The sequence below is a fragment of the Phycisphaeraceae bacterium genome, from assembly GCA_019636675.1.
Lineage (GTDB): Bacteria > Planctomycetota > Phycisphaerae > Phycisphaerales > UBA1924 > JAHBXC01.
The window spans coordinates 922,409-938,324 of record JAHBXC010000001.1 but is presented as its reverse complement, the minus strand read 5'-3'; the positions used below and the strand labels follow the sequence as shown (position 1 = coordinate 938,324).

Genomic DNA, 15,916 nt, shown 5'->3' with positions numbered 1-15,916 from the left:
CAATGGGGCATGTCAGAGCCCACCGCCGCCCGGTTGCAGACACTCCTCGACCTCGCCTCGATTCCGACGGCGACAGGGAAAGAGGACCGCGTGATCGCGTTCATCGACCGCTGGATCGGCGAGCGTCCCTGGCTGGCGGCCGATCACGACGCGCACGGGAACATGTTGCTGTACCCGAAGGCCATCGACATCCGCGCCACGCCCAGCGTGCTGATGACCGGGCACCTCGATCACCCGGCCTTCGTCGTCGAGCGCGTCGAGGGCGGGGGGCTCGAGCGCGGGACGGTCGCGCTGTCCTTTCGCGGCGGGGTGAAGCAGGAATATTTCGACAAGCGCCCTCGCGTCGCGATCCATGCCGCGGGCGGCGTTGTGCGCGCGACGGTCGAGAAGGCGGAGCCGGCGAGCGAGACCACGGCGCATCGCGACTGCGTGGCGAGACTCGACGACGCCGGCGCAACCGTTGGCGTGGGCGATGTCTGCGTGTGGGATCTGCCTCCTGCGAGCATCGACGAGCGCGGGATGGTGCACGCGCCGGCGTGCGACGACCTGGCGGCGGTGGCGGCGGCGCTGTGCGCGATGGACGAATCGCCGCGAGACATCCCCTTCGGGCTGCTGCTGACGCGTGCTGAGGAGACGGGGTTCGTGGGCGCGATCGGCGCGTGCCGCGACGGGTTTATCCCCGCGAGCGCGAAACTGCTCGCGCTGGAGAACTCTCGGAGTTTCGCGCACGACTCGCCTATCGGGGGCGGGCCCATCGTGCGCGTGGGCGATCGCATGAGCACCTTCAGCCCCTCGCTGACGGCGGCGGTGGCGAAGGTCTGCGAACGCCTCGCCAAGGAGCACGCGCTGCGTGAGCGTTCCTTCCGCTGGCAGCGCAAGCTGATGCCCGGCGGCGCGTGCGAGGCGACCTGCTATTGCGCGTACGGCTACGACGCGACCTGCGTGTGCCTGCCCCTGGGGAACTACCACAACATGGGCAACCTCGACGAGGTCGAGCGAGGCGAGGTGGGCAAGGCGGAGATCCAGCCCGAGCGGATCAGCGTGAACGACTACCTGAACCTCGTGGACCTGCTCGTCGCGTGCGCGACGGGGCTGGAGGCGCAGGAGCCGATCCGGGAGCGGCTCGAGAAGATGTTCGAGCAGCGCCGGGGCGTGCTGGGCTGAGCGATCAGACGGGTCGCCAGACGAGGGTGTCGGCCTTGCTGACGCGCGCGTCGACGCCCGGGAGGCGTTCCTTGAGGAGCGAAGCGAGTCGTGGCAGGTAGCCGCGCTCGGTGTTGGTGTGCCCCGCGAGGATGACCGAGCACCCTCGGGAGAGGGTGGCGAGCAGTTCGTGGTGCTTCATCTCGCCCGTGATGAAGAGCTGGCATCCTTCGGCGATCGCGGCGTCGACCAGTTCGGCGCCGGAGCCGGGGCAGACGCCGACGCGTGAGACACGCTCGCCGGCGACGACGGGCGCTTCGGCCAGGCGCACGCTCGCGACTCCGAGGTAGTCGCGCACGCTGTGGGCGATTTCCTCGGAGGTGCGCGACTGGTCGAGGGTGATGCGCCGGCCCGCGCCGACGCGCCGGTCGGGGCGACCGGCGAGTTCGTACGCGTCGTACGCCGGTTCCTCGTAGGGGTGGAACGCGCGCAGGGTCTCGACGAGCAGGGGGATGGCGCGCCCGGCGCAGACCATCTCGAGCCGGACCTCGGCGACGCGCTCGAGCTGGCCTCGTGCGCCGACGCTTGGGTTGCTGTTCTCGCTGCCCTGAAAGGTGCCGGTTCCCTCGGACTCGAACGAGCACAGGTCGTACTCGCCGATGCGCCCTGCGCCGGCGCTGGCAAGGGCCATGCGCACGCGTTCGACGGCGTCGCGCGGGACGAAGGTGACGAACTTGTGGGTCTGGGCGCCGTCCTTGTTCATCGCCGGGACGAGGGCGCGCCGGTCGCCGGTGGACGCGACAGCGTCGGCGAGCCAGTCGGTCACGCCGCCGTCGACGGCGTCGAGGGCGGTGTGGGGCGAGTGGATGGCGATCCCCGCTTCGAGGCAACGCAGGAGGGTGCGCCCACGCGTGTTCTCGGGGGTGATGCGCTTGATCGGGTGGAAGAGGGGCGGGTGATAGGCGACGATCGCGCCCGCTTCGATCGAGAGTGCCTCGGCGAGGACCGAGGGCGTCAGGTCGATCGTGAGGAGGGTTGGGCCCTCGAGGTCGCGGTCGGGGTCGCCGACCAGCAGGCCCACGTTGTCCCATGGTTCCGCGAGCGCCGGGGGCGCGATCGCGTCGAGCGCCGAGGTGAGATCGCCGACCTTCATCCGAGTCTCCTTCACGGGACTTTAGCGTCGCGGGGCCCGGACGCGAAACACGGGCGACGGACTGCTGTAGACTGCCCCCGTATGGCGAAGCGTTCCAACGGCAAAGGGTCCGATCGCACCACCACGGAGGACGGCGTGCAGAACACCGGAGGGGATCGGGGGAAAGGCCCCGGGCGAGAGCGCACCAGGCGCGAGCTGCTGCGCAAATCCACGGCCGGGGGCTCCGGCGCCACGGGTGTGAAGACCTACGTGCTCGACACCAACGTGCTCCTGCACAACCCCAACGCGCTCTTCGTGTTCCAGGAGAACACGGTCGTCATCCCCTTCGCGGTGCTCGAGGAGCTCGACAACTTCAAGGGCGAGAACAACGATCTGGGGCGCAACGCGCGCCAGTGCATCCGGCACCTCGACAAGCTGCGCGAGAGCGGGCACCTGACCAAGGGCGTCGCGTGGGCCGAGGTCTATCCCTCCTCGGGCGAGACCGGCGTGGTGCGCATCGACACGGCGCCCCTCGAGCGACCGGCGCCCCTGCGGATCGAATCGCCCGACAACCGCATCATCAGCGTCGCGTACGCCCTCAAGGAGAGGGGCGAGCGCCCGGTGTTCGTGAGCAAGGACATCAACGCGCGCATCAAGGCCGACGCGCTGGGCATCGACGCCGAGGACTTCGAGAACCAGAAGGTCGACGCCGACCGGCTCTACACCGGGTATGTCGCCCTCAGCGCCCCGGCGGACATCATCGACGAGCTCTATCGCGAGCGGATGCTGCCCATCAAGAAGCTCGAGGGCGTCGCCACCATCGACGAGGACTCCGACGCGTTCGCGTTCGCAGACCCCGACGAGAAGGACGACGACCCCTCGTGGAAGGACCGGCTGGCGAGCAACCAGTTCGTGATCCTCAAGGCCACCGAGGACGAGACGCACACCGGGCTGGGCAGGCGCCTGGCGGACACCGAGCACATCGTGCCCGTGTCGGCGCCGCGCAAGCCGGTGTTCGGCATCATGGCGCGCAACGTGCAGCAGACGATGGCGCTCGATCTGCTTCTCGACGACGACATCAAACTCATCACGCTGCTGGGCACCGCCGGCACCGGCAAGACGCTGCTCGCGCTGGCCGCCGGCATGACCAAGGTCTTTCAGGAAGAGCGGTACGAGCGTCTGCTCGTGGCGCGCCCGATCATGCCCATGGGGCGCGATATCGGCTATCTGCCGGGCGACAAGGACGAGAAACTCTTCGCGTGGATGCAGCCGATCTTCGACAACCTCGAGTACCTGCTGAGCACGCGCGGCTCGCACATGCAGCTGCCCGAGAGTTTCTCGGCGGACATGCGCATCAAGAAACTGATCGCCGACGGGCGCCTTGTGCTCGAGCCCCTGACCTATATCCGAGGGCGTTCGATCCCGCACCAGTTCATGATTGTGGATGAGGCGCAGAACCTGACGCCGCACGAGGTGAAGACGATCATCTCGCGCGTGGGCGAGGGGACGCGCCTGATCCTGACGGGCGACATCATGCAGATCGACAACCCGTACCTGGACGCGAGCAGCAACGGCCTGAGTTACGCCGTCGAGCGGATGAAGGGCGTGGGCGTGGTCGGCCACATCACGCTGGCGAAGAGCGAGCGGAGCGACCTCGCGTCGCTGGCGACGGAGAAGTTGTGAGAGAGACCGGGGCCGTCATCGCAGGAGCGCGATGGCTGCTTCGTGCATCGCGCGCGAGAAGCGGGAAATCTCGTCGGTCTCGCGTTGCCACCTGATATCGTCGGGCAGGGGTGCCTCGCCTCGGAGGATGGCGTCTTTGGTGGTGTTGTCGAGCGCGCGCATCGCGTCGCGGAGGTCGTCCGGGGTGAAGACGGGGTTCTCGTCGGGCGGGAAGGCGGCCTCTCGCGCGAGGATGGCCCAGCGCAGGGCGGGCGGGGCGTCGAGGACGCGGCGTTTGGCGTCGGCGAGACGCTGGGGGTCTGCGCTCTGGCGTGCGCGTGACAGCAGGGCCTGCCACGGTTCGAGATAGGTCCAGGCGTCGGCATTCTCCGGAAAGAACGCGTGGAAGTCGGCGGTTGTGTTCGGCAACATTCGGAACCAGGTGTGGATCGCTTCGCTGGATCGGCGGTGCAGCGACATCCGGTGCGCGCTGAACTTGCCCGAGCCGACGCCGTCGTTCTGCCAGCCGCCGGGGCATGTGCCGTCGGGTACGGTTGGGCGGCGGTCATCGAGCAGCGCGGGATGCTTGAGGAGTATGTCCGGCCTCAGGCGCACATCGGCGAGATAGATCCCCACCCCGACGACCCACGGGTCGTCCGAGGCGAGCAGGGTTTCGATCTGTTCGTCGGGGATCGCGTTGAGCGCCTCGACGGCGGCGAGCTGCTCGGGGGTGAAGCAGTCGCGGTCGGCGTACATGGGGAGAACGGCGACCGCGCGGGCCGTCGCCTGCGCTGCGCGACTGGCGGCGATAACGTCGTCACGAAGGGGCGTTCGCTGGTCGGGGGCGCCGACGCCGGAGGAGTGAGCCAGGGTGATCCCGAGCGCAAGGAGGTGAGCGAGAGGCATGGCGTTACCTGAGTAGAAGTTTGGCGGCGTCGTAGAGTGATTCCGAATGCGATGTGCGTTCCAGTGGATCTCGATTCCAGAGGATGTCGGGCGGGAGGGGCGCTTCGTTGCGATCGGCCGCGTCGCGTGTCGCGGCGTCGAGGGAGCGCATGGCGTCGCGGAGTTCGCGCGGGGAGAACAGGGGTTTCTCTCGTTGTGCGTAGAGCTGCTCCCGCGCCAGGATGGCCCATTGGATGGAGTCGGGCGCCGAGCGGACCCGCCTTTTCGCCTCGGCGAGGAGCGCGGGATCCCCGCTCTGCCGGACGCGGGAAAGCATGGTCTGCCAAGGCCTGAGGTGGGCCCACGCGTCGGCGTCTGTGGGGAAGTATCGCGCGAAGTCTTCCGAGGTGTTCGGGTAGACGCCGAACCATGTCACGAAACTCTCGGCGCAGCGCGAGTGGATCGACATGCGCGCCGCGTTGGATACGCCCTGGCCCTTCTGCTGGATTGCCGGGTCGTTCGAGCAGCGACCCTCTGGCGGGCCATGTCGTCGATCGTCGAGAAGGCGCGGGTGCCGGAGCAGGATGTCCGGCCTCCCCCGGGTGTCGGCGAGGTAGAGCCCGACGCCGATCACCCACGGGTCATCGGACGACAGAAGGTCGTCGATGGAGTCGTCGGGGATCGCGTCGAGCTTGAGGATCGGATCGATCTGATCGGTCGAGAAACACTCGTCGATGCCGCGTGAGGGCGGGAGGACGATCACGGCGCGGGCGAGACTCTTCTCTTGCCACTGAAGCGGATTGTCGGGAGAGGCGTGTGTCGCGGCGCCGACGCCATGGAGAGCCACCCCCAGGAGACCGATCCACTTTACCCGGCTGCGGTATGCGGTGGCTTCTCTCATGTGATTCTGACCTTGATGCGGACCCGTTGTTTACCTCAGACACGCCCTGGCCGCGTCGTGGAGCCACGCGGAGAATTCGGCGCGTTGGTCCTGATCGCGGTTCCAGAGGGCGTCGGGGGGCAGGGGGGCCTCGCCTCGGAGGATGGCGTCTTTGGTGGTGTTGTCGAGCGCGCGCATCGCGTCGCGGAGGTCGTCCGGGGTGAAGACGGGGTTCTCGTCGGCTGGGAAGGCGGCCTCTCGCGCGAGGATGGCCCAGCGCAGGGCGGGCGGGGCGTCGAGGACGCGGCGTTTGGCGTCGGCGATGCGCTCGGGGTCTGCGTTCTGGCGTGCGCGGCGGAGGAGTTCTCGCCAGGGGTTGAGGTATGACCACGCGTCGGCGTCCGGGGAGAGACAATCGTTGAACTCTGCGACGGACCTGAAGTAGCCGCCGAACCAGGCCTCGGCGGCGAGCGAGAAGCGGCGATTCACGGTCATGCGGTGCGTGCTGAACGCGTCGTCGGGGGGTTGGATGAAGCGCCAGCCCTCGGCGCACATCCCGTTCGGGACGGTGCGGCGGGTGTCTTTCAGAAGCTCTGAATGCTTCAGGAGTATGTCGGGCCTGAGGCGCACATCGGCGAGATGAATCCCGATCCCGACGACCCACGAGTCGTCCGAGGTGAGGAGGGTTTCGATCTGCTCGTCGGGGATGGCGTCGAGCGCCTCGACGGCGGCGAGTTGCTCGGGGGTGAAGCAGTCGCGGTCTTCGTACACGGGGAGAACGGTGACCGCGTTGGCGAGCCGGGCGGGTTCGGCGCGGGACTGAGTCCCGGCGGAGGGCGCCGCGCAGGGCGTCGGGGACAGCGCGATCGAGAGACCGGCGGCGAGATGGAGCACGATCAGTCGTTTCATCGCGTCAGTCGATTCGCGGCGCTGGGTTCATGGGTTCTTCGTCAGCTCGGGTTTCTCACCCGCCGCGGCGATGTGTCTGCTGGAAACCACGCACAACAAAGCGTGAATCATGAGCGGCATCCATCAATCCGGGTTCAGGTTGCGCCGGAAGCGCTCGAACTCGGGCGGGATCGTCGGTTCGGGGAGTGGTTTGCCTTCAAGGATGGCCTTTGCCTGCTTGTGGTAGAAGGTCTCGTGCGCACCGGCGCGTTCGGTGACATCGCTGAGCACGGGCGCCGTCTCGTTCAGGATGGCCTGCCGGGTGGCCGCGTCCACGGAGAGCACGAGTTCGCGGACTTCCTGCTCGGTGTAGAAGCGCTGGCCCTGCGCCGAGCCGCGCGACGCGACGGCGACGAGCCAGCGGGCGTCATCGGGGAGGGACGCGATGCGCGCCTTGATGGCGGCTGCGTTCTCCGGCGTTTCGCTGGCGCCGCGGCGCATCGCCAGACGCCACGCGTGAAGGCGCGACCACGGATCGAACCCGGTGGTGACGAAGCGGGCCTCGAAATCGTTGTGATCCTTGATGCCTTCACCGGTCCACGCGAGCCAGGTTTCGAGGAAGCGTTCGCGGACGGTCATCGGCTGGGAGTGGAACTGCGACGGGTTTGGGCCGCAGATCGCGGCGGGGACGGTGGGGCGGTCGTCGTCGATCAGGTGGGTCGCCCCGAGGAGGAGTTCGGGGAGTTGTCGCTGATCGGCGAGGAAGATCCCGACGCCGCGGAGGATCGGGTCTTCGTGTGCGAGGAGATCGGGGATCGCGCTGTTCGGGAGCGTGGCGAGACGGTCGAAGGCGGGGCGGTCGGGGCTCGGTATGCAGTCGGGTTGGAGTGAGACGATCACGATCCCGCGCGTTGCATTCGGCGAGTCGGGCAATGGAGCGGCGGCGCACCCGATGTCGGCGATGACCATCATCAGGATTGAGACGAACTCTCGGGTCATCGCTGTTTCGTTCGTTCGATGTTCTCGCGCATGATTCGTTCGGCGTGGTCGTGGTCGTAGTGCTTCCAGCCGGGCTGGGCGGGCAGGCGCTCGGGTTTGTCGCCCGCGGCGGCTTTGGCGGCGTCGGCTTCGAGGCGTTCGCGGTGCTCGTCGAGCCAGGTCTTCGTGGTGTGGATGACATGATCGCGCTACGCGTCGGAGCGGACGGAGAGTCGCAAGTCGGCCGAGGGAACGACGGTGAAGCGGAGGTAGTCGGCGAGGCGGCGACCAGCGGTCATTGCGATGGCAGGGTTGCCAGCCCTTTGCGCGCGATCAAACTGATCGATAAGCAGCACGGCAAAGCGCGGGTCGTAATACGGGGGGGAGCCCGTGCCCGGATTGATGATGCTCCCGGCGATGGTTATCGCGCAGTCATCGCCCCTGAGCGCCCATGCTGCCGCGAGTGCGGATTCGAGGTGCTTTCCCATGGTGTGGATTTTGAGAACCTGCGCCGCAGTTGCTCGCACGCGACAGGAGTTTGAATGATCGAGAAGCGCCTCGAGGACATGCGCCTCGATATGTTCCGACCAATTCCAGGTGCATGCGTCGAGGAGCATGGAAAGTTTCATCTCAGAGTCCGCGAGCGGGAACAGATCGCCGAGAATCTCCACGCGTCTTTCGATTGGCTGTGCGTTCCTGACGAGGGACTCCCAGATCCTGAATCGGGCGTACACGATCTGCGCGCCGACGGGGAGGATCTGCGCTTCGACATCGCGGTTCGGGCCCCCGGGGAACATGCTGATGGCGGAGGGGTTGAAGTGGAAGCCGTCGGGCGTGGGGACGGGTTCGTCGTGCGCGGCGAAGACGACGGGTATCAGGTGAACGGGCTTCGAGGCGAGGAGCAGGTCTTCGGCCGCGTGTCGCGCTTCGATGGTCGCTGCGGCGTCGTTCATGACGCGGAAGGTGTCTTCGTGCGAGGGGGCGGTGCGTTGGGAAGACGGAGGTAGCGAGAGATGATCGATGCCGGGCTGAACGCAGACAGGCGTAAGAAGGCAGAGCAGGGTGAGAAGGTTGTGCATCATCGCGGTTATGGCTCGGGCTGGGGAATCGAGCGTTCCCGAAGCAAACGCTGGTGCTCATGAGCGCGTAGGACGCTTTCCTCGCGGCTGTGGATCCACCGAGGGTCTGTGTGGCGGCGAGCGATTCTGTCGCCATGGGCGGCTCGCTCCGCATCGGCTTCGAGCCCCGGCGCATGCTGAGTGAGCCAATCGGAAGCGATCGAGATGATGGTCCATTGCCACTCCTCGCCCCCCGGGTCGAGGGGCGAGTCGAGGGGCGGGGTCAATGTCACACGGAGATAATCTCCGAGTACGACGGCGCGGAATGACGCCGCACTGGGGTCTTCTTCGCGGAGGGCCGCCTCGAAGTTGTCCGCGAGCAGCACGGCGACACGGGGATCAAAGCGGTTGTTGACGCCCGGCGAAGTGGTGGCGAGCGGGGAAACGATGCGCGCCGCGCAGGGGTCATCCCGGAGCGCCCACGCCTCGTCGAGGATGCCGTCGTACCACGCGGAGTACGCAAAGAGGCCGAGCGACCTGGCGCTGAACTCTCGGATGTCGCACGGCAAGGCGCGATCGAGAAGCCATGCGCCGACGGCCTGTTCGATCTCGGGCGACCAGCTCGAGCGCGCTGCCTGCAGCAGCAATCGTCTCTGGAAATCCGATGACGCTTCGGGGAAAAGGTCTGCGATGATGCGTGCACGGTCTGCGGCTGGCTCTGCGTGCCTGGTGAGATGATCCCAGAGTCGCAGGCGCGCATACACGACCTGCGGCGCTGACGGGAAGTGCTGCAACTCCCACTCGCGGTTCGGGAGCCCCGGATGGAGCGCGATCAGGGTTTCCGCAGGGAGGCCTTCGACGGGATCGTCGAGGGAGAAAAAGAGCGTCCTAATGAAGGCTGGCGGCGCGGTTTTGAGAGCATCTTCGGCATCGTGACGAGTCCGGGTGTCCGCGGCGGTATCTTGCATTACATGAAACTGCGACGGCCATCTCGCAGTGCCGGCAAGGGGTTCGGCCGAAGCCGGCGAATGGAGCGAGAGGCAGATCAAAATATGACGGTGAATGGGGTCTTTCATGTGCTCGCCCTAATGAGAAGTGAAGACGGTAGCATCGATCCCGTGGGCCGGAGAGTTCTCGGCGCCAAGTATGACTTGAAGCGTAAAAATATCTGTCATATTGCCGTTGCCATTCAGATCGACTCCAAGGTCTTCTTCGTGAACAGGGTGATTGTGTACAAGTTTCCAAAACCCTGCCAAATTGTCCTTGAAGTCGGCAAAGTCTTGGTAGGTAACGCCGTACGACGGATCGTATACCTTGTTGTTGACAAGTGTGACGTGATGATTCGCAAAGCTTGATTTCGGTTCCGGCCATCCTTGTCCAGGAATGCCCGGCTGGCTTTCGATCTGGGTCCAGATTGTTGGGTATCCAGCCGTGCTCCATCCAGCACTGTGAATGATCAGGAATGGGAAGGATGGATCGCCAGATACGCCTGGTCCTGAGAAGAGCCAATTCGGAACGAAGAAGCCGCGGTTGTAATTGTTGTGCTCTGCCCAAATAATTGAATAGTCGTTCTGGCTTGAAATTCCCTGTGCAAGAAGCGTCTCGATAAACAGCAAATTCCAAGCGCCGCACTGTCCATCTTGAGATCCGACCAGTTGACGTGCTGTCACGGTCGATGTCGTCCAGACTCTGTAGTAGGTCATGGGTTCGTCGTGTCCAAGGGCTCGGATCTGTCGGGTGGCGAAGCGCTGCCAAATGTTGTTGTAGACATTGGGCAGGTCTGCTCCGCTCTGTCCTTCTGCGGCCGTGCAGCCAATGTGAACCGTGGTGTGCAATAGCGGTGTCTGAAAGATAGGTGCGCTTGGTATCGGGTTGTTCAGCGTGGCATACACCTCATGCGTCGTCGTCCCTAGGTCATACCACAGGTATGTCCCGTCGAAGGAGATCTCCCACGAGATGCTGTAGTTCGGCAGGTAGGCGATGTGGTCGGGCAGGGGTTCTGAGCCGATGCCGGTGAGTCCCTGTCTGCCGAGCAGGTACACCGAACCGTCGGAGCCCGTGCCCTTGATCGTGTAGTCGCCGGGCTGGGGCATGCCGCCGAAGGCGTCCTTCGAGAAGTGCGGCTCGAAGGCGGCGATGGTCATGGGCGTGTTGCGGGTGTAGGCGATGGGGAAGCGTCGGTCGACGCCGGTAGCGCTCGGGGGCGATTGGGGCGGGGCGGTGATCTGGCCGTCGCGGTCGAAGTCGAGCCAGTGCGGGGCGTCGTAGGCGTGGCCGGTGGCGTCGTGGTGGATGGTGTGGTTGTCGCCGCCGAAGGTGACGGACCTGGGCATGGCGCGGTGGATGGTGAGGTCGATGGGTCCGATCTCGCGGCAGATCGTGCCGTCGGGCTTGCGTGTGAGGGCGCGGACCTGGTAATGGCTCTGGAGGCAATCGGGCTTGAAGGTGATGACATGACCGAAGCCATCGGGGGCGTTGTCGTCGTGGCCGTCGCTCGCCAGGCACGAGAGTGAGGCAATGACGATTGCGGGCGCGAGGCGGAGCGTCGTACTGCACGGTCCCATGTGAGTCTCCCGGTCGCCAAGGGGGGCGTGCACCAAGGATGATCGTTCAGTCTCGTTTCTGCAAGCCATTTTGTCGCAGAACGCGACAAATCCTGGTGCTCCCCCCGGCTGGCAGGGTGGCGTGTCACAAATGTGCGCACTTCTGCGTAGTTCTGTCTCAAATCTGAGCCATCGCGATCGGGTGTTGTTTGCGTTGTTTGGTTGGTATGCTGGGTGCGATGAAATCTGCAGGCGCGAGTATGAAGAAGCGACGGACGGTCGGTCTCGGTGTGGCCGGGCTCTTCGCGGCCGGCGTGGCGCTGGTTGCGCTGGGGGTGTACTCGCAGTTCGGCGCGCGGCTCGCGTCGGTGTCATATCCGGCGTTTCCGGCGCACATCACCGGGGCGGGGTCGCAGTGGGGGTCGCGCTCGCTGTTCTTCCCGGGAACGATGTCGATGTCGACGATGCGGCCGTTCCGGTACAGGACCTGGCCCCCGGGGTACGCGACGGGGAAGATCGAGTGGCAGCCGCCGGATGTCGTGATGCACTCGGTGAAGCCGGACGGGTCGATCGTGCCGAGCCCGTTCGTGGTGTCGCTGGTGTCGCCCTCGCGTCCGGCGCGGATCCAGATTGCGGCAACTGTGGCGCCCGGGCGCGTGACGCTCGTGATGATTCATCCGGCGTGGCTGTGGGGCCCTGGGGTGGCGGCGCTGATGGGGTGCGCGGGGCTGGTGATCGCGCGGCGGCGCTCGCGCGTCGGGCCGAACTCGTGCGCGTCGTGCGGGTATGACCTGCGAGGTCTGCGCGAGGGCGCGGCGTGTCCTGAATGTGGAGCGGCGCGATGACGAGGAAGCGGCGGGGGCGAGCGAGGGTGGTTGCGAGCGTGGCGTTGGCGGTCGTCGGGGCGGCGGCGCTCGCGCTGGGGTTGATTGCGCAGTGGAGTTCTGCGCCGACGCCGGTGTGGGCGCGGTTGGTGGACGGGTCGATGTCGTTTCTGGCTCGGCCGGATCGCGCTGGGCCGCTGGCCTACATGAACCTGCAGATCGATCCGAGGCCGCCGGACGATCAGCCGAGGTTTGTGTATGTGCCGGGCGCCGGGGTGGTGACCTGGACGCCGGGCGGGCCGACGCGCGTGGGGATGGGCAGCGGTGCGGTGTACGCGCTGCGCGAGCACGGGCTCGACAAGGTGCTGCTGTTGCGCGCGCCGGCGTGGGTGGTGTGGGGGTCGGGCGGCGCGCTGTTTGTGGTGGGCGGGGCGGGTCTGCTCGCGCGAGGGAGGCGCGTGCGGCGCGGGGCGTGCGTCTCGTGCGGGTACGACCTTTCCGGGCTGCGCGACGGCGCGTCGTGCCCGGAGTGCGGCGGGGAAAGAACAACGCCCGCGTGATGACGCGGGCGCTGGTGGGATTCGTGTTTGTGTCGGTGGGTCAGTTGCCGCCGTCGGAGCCGGGCACGGTGTCGGGCTGGGGTGCGACGGTGGAGGCCTGCGGCGCGCCGGAGGGCATCTCGGGGACGGGGCGCAGCGAGACATCGAGTCGGCGTGCGTGGCGCGGGGGGACCTTCATCTTGTTGTGAAGGGTGCCGTGGCGCCGGGTGTCGGGCATGAGGTCCCAGAGGGCGTCGTCGGGGAGCCACTGGGTGTTGTCGCCGCGCGAGTCGAAGTTGAAGTCGATGACGAGTTGCTGGCCGACGGGGATGTCGACGGACCACATGGACTCGCCGGTGCGTGTGTCGATGAGGGTGACGGTCTTGGGCTGCCAGGAGGTGCTGACATAGGTGAAGCGGTCGATGGAGCGCAGGGGGCCGCCCTCGTGATAGCAGCCGGCGGAGAGCGCGAGCGACGCGAGGATGGTCGCTGCGGCGAGGGGTCGGGCGAAACGGGAGAGGGGGGCCGGCATTGGGGGGTGCTCCGAGGGGAGAAATCGGTCGTTGGTCGATCCTGCCGGGAATGAGGGGCAGGATCCAGTGCGATCGGCTCGATGGGGCCGGGATCGTAAGATACGGACTTGGCGGGCGTCGTCCAGTCGCCCGGTGATGGTAAGCAGCCCCACGGGTCGGATCGGCCCGACGGGGGACGGACTCAAGACGGCGTGTGCCGCCTTGAAACAGAACGGGTTTGACGGGCCCCGGGTTCGCACCCGGCGAGGGGGGCCCGGAAGGAGCATGATCGGTGTCGATGATGCGCATCGGGCATGGGTACGACCTGCACCGGCTGGAGCCGATCGCCCCTGCCGGGGCTGGGCGGGCGTTTGTGCTGGGCGGGGTGCCTCTGGAGCACGACGACCGGGGTTGGGGGCCCGTGGGGCACTCGGACGGGGACGCGCTGCTGCACGCCGTCACCGACGCGATCCTGGGGGCGCTGGCGCTGCCCGACATCGGGCAGCTGTTCCCCGACACCGACGCGAAGTGGGAGGGGGCGGCGTCTCGGGTGTTCCTGGAGCGCGCGGTGACCGACGCGCGCGAGCGCGGGTGGCGCGTCGCGAATGTGGACTGCACGGTGATTCTGGAGCGCCCGAAACTCTCTCCAGTGAAGAACGAGATCCGCGCGAACCTGGCGCGACTGCTGGGCGTGAAGGTGGGCGCGGTCAATGTGAAGGGCAAGACCCACGAGAAGGTCGACGCGGTTGGCGAGGGGCGCGCCGTTGAGGTGCATGTCGTGGTCCTGCTCGAGCACGACGGCAAGGAGCGCCTGTGATGCGCGGCGATCTGTGGCAGAAAGCGTCGGCGTTCGCGGCGAGGGCGCACGAGGGGAGTCATCGCAAGGACGGCGCGACGCCGTACTTCTCGCATGTCGCGCGGGTGACGATCACGCTCGCGGCGCTGATGGGCGTGGACGACGAGGAGTGCCTGGCGGCGGCGCTGCTGCACGACACGATCGAGGACACGACGACGGACTTCGACGACCTGGCGGAGCATTTCGGCGAGTCGATCGCGCGGGATGTCGCGGCGTTGTCGAAGGACTCGCGACTGCCCGAGCCGGAGCGCGAGGTCGCGTACGACGCGCAACTGGAAAGGGCGTCGTGGCGTGCGCACGCGATCAAACTGGCGGACGTGTACGACAACCTGAGCGACACGCTCGCGGCGGGGGAGGGCGGGAAGAAGGTGCGCAAGCGCGTGGAGATCGCGCGGCGCGCGCTGGCGATCGCGAGGGCGTCCGAGGGGCGTGCGGAGGTGGCCCGGGGGATCGCGCTGGTCGAGGGGCTGATCCGCGAGGCGGGGAGCCCCGACCGGGCGTGAATGCCCGAGAAATCATGGGTTATGCGCCGCGAGCGGCGCGTTGCATCCCCTCGATGAAGTGGGACGGATCTTTCGGCCGATAAGCGGGGTGTGGAGATGATCGGATCCCACATCGTGCAGTCGGTCGCTGGTGCGCCGCAGGCGGCGCGGACGCAGCTGCGCGATCGTGCGCGCAAGGTCGAGGGGGAGGACAAGCCCGGCGCGCGCGACGAGGATCAGGTGGATGTGCCCGTCGCGCCGGTCACGGAGGCCGACCCGGTGCGCAAGGCGGGGGCCAACGGCGAAGAGGAATCCCGGGAGGACAGAGAGGCCGCCGGTTTCTACACCCCGCACGCGCGCGAGGCCGCGAAGCGTCGCAAGGGCGAGAACATCGACCTGAAGGCGTGAGGTCAGTGCACGCCGGCCATGCGCAGGACGGTGCCGGGTGATTCGGGCGAGCCGGTGCGCGCGCTGAGGAGCGCGGCCTCGGCCATCGCGAGCACGGTCGCGGTGCTGCGCGGCGGCGTGGCGGGGGCGTGCATATCGAACATGGCGTGGATCTGCTCGCCGATCGCGTGGGCGGCGAGGTCGTTGCCGGCGTTGTTGGTCGCCTTTTTCCCGCGCCGTTCGTGCGCCGACGAGGCGTCGACGGTCTTGCCGGAGGGGTCGATGAGTTCGTAGGAGGAATCGTCGAAGCGCAGCGCGCCGCCGTGGCCCACGAGCGTGACGCCGCGGAACCAGCGTCCCGCGTTGTCGGAGAGCGACACGGACGCGGCGCAGGCGTGGGCGAAGCGGAGGTTGGCGGTGAGGTCGCCGCGGAGTTGGCGCAGCGAATCGCCCGGCGCGAGGTGGACGCGCCCCGGGACGGCGGGGCCGCAGACGGAGGCGTCGATGGTCTCTGGCTCTCCGAGGAGGGCGAGGACGATGTCCATCGCGTCGAAGAGTCGGGCGAAGAGCGTGCCCTGGCCGCGCCCGTTGCGCAGGGAGATCGAGAGCGTGCGCACCGGCGCGACGGTCTCGAGGAGTTCGATGACATGCCCCATCACGCGCGCGCGGCGCATGGAGGGGACGATGCGCACGGCTTCGGGCGTGCCGGTGTCGCGCTCGAAGCGCGCGCTGTCGAGCGCCGAGGCGGGCGTTGGCTCGAGCGACGCGACGCGCAGGCCTCGCTCGCGCGCCTCGGAGAGGGCGGCGGCGTCGTCGAGCGCGTCGGCGCTTGACTGCCCTGCGGAGGTCAGGAAAAGGACGAGGTCCGCGTCGAGCGCCGTGAGCGCGCGCCGAGGGTCGTCGAGGGGCTGCGATCCCTCGAAAGACTCGGCGAGGGGCGGGCCCGTGCGCGAGGCGGACTCGGGCCCTCCGACGAACGCGGGGATCATGCCTGTCGCGTCGAGGATGGCCCGGGCGAGTTCGACCTGCGACGGCTCGAGCCACATCGCGGCGCGTTTGCCCGCCGCGGCCCCGGCGGGGGCCGGGGGCGTGGGCGTCTCGCTGGATGGCGTCGTGGCTTTGCGCGGCATGCGAACGGGGATGGTAC

General features: G+C 67.5%; 18 protein-coding genes. 9 read left to right on the top strand and 9 right to left on the bottom strand.

Features of this window, described 5'->3' with window-relative positions; genetic code table 11:
• The first annotated feature begins 9 nt into the window (after nucleotides 1–9).
• On the top strand, nucleotides 10–1,164 hold the full coding sequence (locus KF684_04000; protein ID MBX3352071.1) for a hypothetical protein: 1,155 nt from the start codon (nucleotides 10–12) through the stop codon (nucleotides 1,162–1,164).
• 4 nt (nucleotides 1,165–1,168) lie between these two features.
• Here KF684_04000 and KF684_03995 read toward each other — a convergent pair whose 3' ends face one another.
• Nucleotides 1,169–2,296 (bottom strand): Nif3-like dinuclear metal center hexameric protein, encoded by a 1,128-nt coding sequence (locus KF684_03995; GenBank protein MBX3352070.1) that lies wholly within the window; start codon nucleotides 2,294–2,296, stop codon nucleotides 1,169–1,171.
• Nucleotides 2,297–2,377: 81 nt separating this feature from the next.
• Here KF684_03995 and KF684_03990 point away from each other — a divergent pair, with 81 nt between their 5' ends.
• Nucleotides 2,378–3,958 (top strand): PhoH family protein, encoded by a 1,581-nt coding sequence (locus tag KF684_03990; GenBank protein MBX3352069.1) that lies wholly within the window; start codon nucleotides 2,378–2,380, stop codon nucleotides 3,956–3,958.
• 15 nt (nucleotides 3,959–3,973) lie between these two features.
• Here KF684_03990 and KF684_03985 read toward each other — a convergent pair whose 3' ends face one another.
• The 4 genes from KF684_03985 to KF684_03970 all read right to left on the bottom strand — a co-directional run bounded on the left by KF684_03985 (nucleotide 3,974) and on the right by KF684_03970 (nucleotide 7,589).
• Nucleotides 3,974–4,843, bottom strand: a complete 870-nt coding sequence (locus tag KF684_03985) for a hypothetical protein (protein MBX3352068.1) — start codon at nucleotides 4,841–4,843, stop codon at nucleotides 3,974–3,976.
• Nucleotides 4,844–4,847: 4 nt separating this feature from the next.
• Nucleotides 4,848–5,585, bottom strand: coding sequence for a hypothetical protein (locus tag KF684_03980; protein MBX3352067.1), 738 nt, complete (start codon nucleotides 5,583–5,585; stop codon nucleotides 4,848–4,850).
• A gap of 168 nt (nucleotides 5,586–5,753) precedes the next feature.
• Nucleotides 5,754–6,611 carry a hypothetical protein gene (locus KF684_03975; GenBank protein ID MBX3352066.1) on the bottom strand — a complete coding sequence of 286 codons (858 nt, stop codon included), beginning with the start codon at nucleotides 6,609–6,611 and terminating at the stop codon, nucleotides 5,754–5,756.
• 123 nt (nucleotides 6,612–6,734) lie between these two features.
• Nucleotides 6,735–7,589 (bottom strand): hypothetical protein, encoded by an 855-nt coding sequence (locus KF684_03970; protein ID MBX3352065.1) that lies wholly within the window; start codon nucleotides 7,587–7,589, stop codon nucleotides 6,735–6,737.
• On the opposite strand from KF684_03970, the gene KF684_03965 reads away from it, so the two are divergent.
• Together KF684_03965 and KF684_03960 are read left to right on the top strand one after the other, a co-directional pair.
• On the top strand, nucleotides 7,568–8,110 hold the full coding sequence (locus KF684_03965) for a hypothetical protein (protein MBX3352064.1): 543 nt from the start codon (nucleotides 7,568–7,570) through the stop codon (nucleotides 8,108–8,110). The genes KF684_03970 and KF684_03965 overlap by 22 nt on opposite strands.
• Nucleotides 8,111–8,575, top strand: coding sequence for a hypothetical protein (locus KF684_03960; GenBank protein ID MBX3352063.1), 465 nt, complete (start codon nucleotides 8,111–8,113; stop codon nucleotides 8,573–8,575).
• A gap of 80 nt (nucleotides 8,576–8,655) precedes the next feature.
• Here the strand turns inward: KF684_03960 and KF684_03955 are convergent, their stop codons facing one another.
• Together KF684_03955 and KF684_03950 are read right to left on the bottom strand one after the other, a co-directional pair.
• Nucleotides 8,656–9,702 (bottom strand): hypothetical protein, encoded by a 1,047-nt coding sequence (locus tag KF684_03955; GenBank protein ID MBX3352062.1) that lies wholly within the window; start codon nucleotides 9,700–9,702, stop codon nucleotides 8,656–8,658.
• Nucleotides 9,703–9,711: 9 nt separating this feature from the next.
• A complete protein-coding gene (locus tag KF684_03950) occupies nucleotides 9,712–11,190 on the bottom strand; it encodes a hypothetical protein (GenBank protein ID MBX3352061.1) in 1,479 nt (492 codons plus the stop codon).
• Between the two features lie 218 nt (nucleotides 11,191–11,408).
• On the opposite strand from KF684_03950, the gene KF684_03945 reads away from it, so the two are divergent.
• Together KF684_03945 and KF684_03940 are read left to right on the top strand one after the other, a co-directional pair.
• Complete coding sequence (locus KF684_03945) at nucleotides 11,409–12,014, top strand: hypothetical protein (GenBank protein ID MBX3352060.1); 606 nt, start codon at nucleotides 11,409–11,411, stop codon at nucleotides 12,012–12,014.
• Nucleotides 12,011–12,553 (top strand): hypothetical protein, encoded by a 543-nt coding sequence (locus KF684_03940; GenBank protein MBX3352059.1) that lies wholly within the window; start codon nucleotides 12,011–12,013, stop codon nucleotides 12,551–12,553. Before KF684_03945 ends, KF684_03940 begins: the two co-directional genes overlap by 4 nt.
• Before the next feature lie 40 nt (nucleotides 12,554–12,593).
• Here the strand turns inward: KF684_03940 and KF684_03935 are convergent, their stop codons facing one another.
• Entirely contained in the window at nucleotides 12,594–13,064 is a 471-nt protein-coding gene (locus KF684_03935; GenBank protein MBX3352058.1) for a hypothetical protein, read from the bottom strand.
• 272 nt (nucleotides 13,065–13,336) lie between these two features.
• On the opposite strand from KF684_03935, the gene ispF reads away from it, so the two are divergent.
• From ispF to KF684_03920, 3 genes are all read left to right on the top strand, one after another.
• Nucleotides 13,337–13,861, top strand: coding sequence for a 2-C-methyl-D-erythritol 2,4-cyclodiphosphate synthase (ispF, locus tag KF684_03930; protein MBX3352057.1), 525 nt, complete (start codon nucleotides 13,337–13,339; stop codon nucleotides 13,859–13,861).
• A complete protein-coding gene (locus KF684_03925) occupies nucleotides 13,861–14,403 on the top strand; it encodes a bifunctional (p)ppGpp synthetase/guanosine-3',5'-bis(diphosphate) 3'-pyrophosphohydrolase (protein MBX3352056.1) in 543 nt (180 codons plus the stop codon). Before ispF ends, KF684_03925 begins: the two co-directional genes overlap by 1 nt.
• A 96-nt stretch (nucleotides 14,404–14,499) precedes the next feature.
• Nucleotides 14,500–14,790: a hypothetical protein gene (locus KF684_03920; GenBank protein ID MBX3352055.1), complete on the top strand. Its 291-nt coding sequence runs from the start codon at nucleotides 14,500–14,502 to the stop codon at nucleotides 14,788–14,790.
• Between the two features lie 2 nt (nucleotides 14,791–14,792).
• Here KF684_03920 and KF684_03915 read toward each other — a convergent pair whose 3' ends face one another.
• On the bottom strand, nucleotides 14,793–15,899 hold the full coding sequence (locus KF684_03915; GenBank protein ID MBX3352054.1) for a hypothetical protein: 1,107 nt from the start codon (nucleotides 15,897–15,899) through the stop codon (nucleotides 14,793–14,795).
• Between the last annotated feature and the right edge of the window lie 17 nt (nucleotides 15,900–15,916).

What these genes read in the sequence shown, in the direction of transcription:
- KF684_04000 (MBX3352071.1), top strand. Translation starts at nt 10, where the DNA reads ATGTCAGAGCCCACCGCCGCCCGGTTGCAGACACTCCTCGACCTCGCC.
- KF684_03995 (MBX3352070.1), bottom strand. Translation starts at nt 2,296, where the DNA reads ATGAAGGTCGGCGATCTCACCTCGGCGCTCGACGCGATCGCGCCCCCG.
- KF684_03990 (MBX3352069.1), top strand. Translation starts at nt 2,378, where the DNA reads ATGGCGAAGCGTTCCAACGGCAAAGGGTCCGATCGCACCACCACGGAG.
- KF684_03985 (MBX3352068.1), bottom strand. Translation starts at nt 4,843, where the DNA reads ATGCCTCTCGCTCACCTCCTTGCGCTCGGGATCACCCTGGCTCACTCC.
- KF684_03975 (MBX3352066.1), bottom strand. Translation starts at nt 6,611, where the DNA reads ATGAAACGACTGATCGTGCTCCATCTCGCCGCCGGTCTCTCGATCGCG.
- KF684_03970 (MBX3352065.1), bottom strand. Translation starts at nt 7,589, where the DNA reads ATGACCCGAGAGTTCGTCTCAATCCTGATGATGGTCATCGCCGACATC.
- KF684_03960 (MBX3352063.1), top strand. Translation starts at nt 8,111, where the DNA reads ATGATCGAGAAGCGCCTCGAGGACATGCGCCTCGATATGTTCCGACCA.
- KF684_03955 (MBX3352062.1), bottom strand. Translation starts at nt 9,702, where the DNA reads ATGAAAGACCCCATTCACCGTCATATTTTGATCTGCCTCTCGCTCCAT.
- KF684_03950 (MBX3352061.1), bottom strand. Translation starts at nt 11,190, where the DNA reads ATGGGACCGTGCAGTACGACGCTCCGCCTCGCGCCCGCAATCGTCATT.
- KF684_03945 (MBX3352060.1), top strand. Translation starts at nt 11,409, where the DNA reads ATGAAATCTGCAGGCGCGAGTATGAAGAAGCGACGGACGGTCGGTCTC.
- KF684_03940 (MBX3352059.1), top strand. Translation starts at nt 12,011, where the DNA reads ATGACGAGGAAGCGGCGGGGGCGAGCGAGGGTGGTTGCGAGCGTGGCG.
- KF684_03935 (MBX3352058.1), bottom strand. Translation starts at nt 13,064, where the DNA reads ATGCCGGCCCCCCTCTCCCGTTTCGCCCGACCCCTCGCCGCAGCGACC.
- KF684_03925 (MBX3352056.1), top strand. Translation starts at nt 13,861, where the DNA reads ATGCGCGGCGATCTGTGGCAGAAAGCGTCGGCGTTCGCGGCGAGGGCG.
- KF684_03920 (MBX3352055.1), top strand. Translation starts at nt 14,500, where the DNA reads ATGATCGGATCCCACATCGTGCAGTCGGTCGCTGGTGCGCCGCAGGCG.
- KF684_03915 (MBX3352054.1), bottom strand. Translation starts at nt 15,899, where the DNA reads ATGCCGCGCAAAGCCACGACGCCATCCAGCGAGACGCCCACGCCCCCG.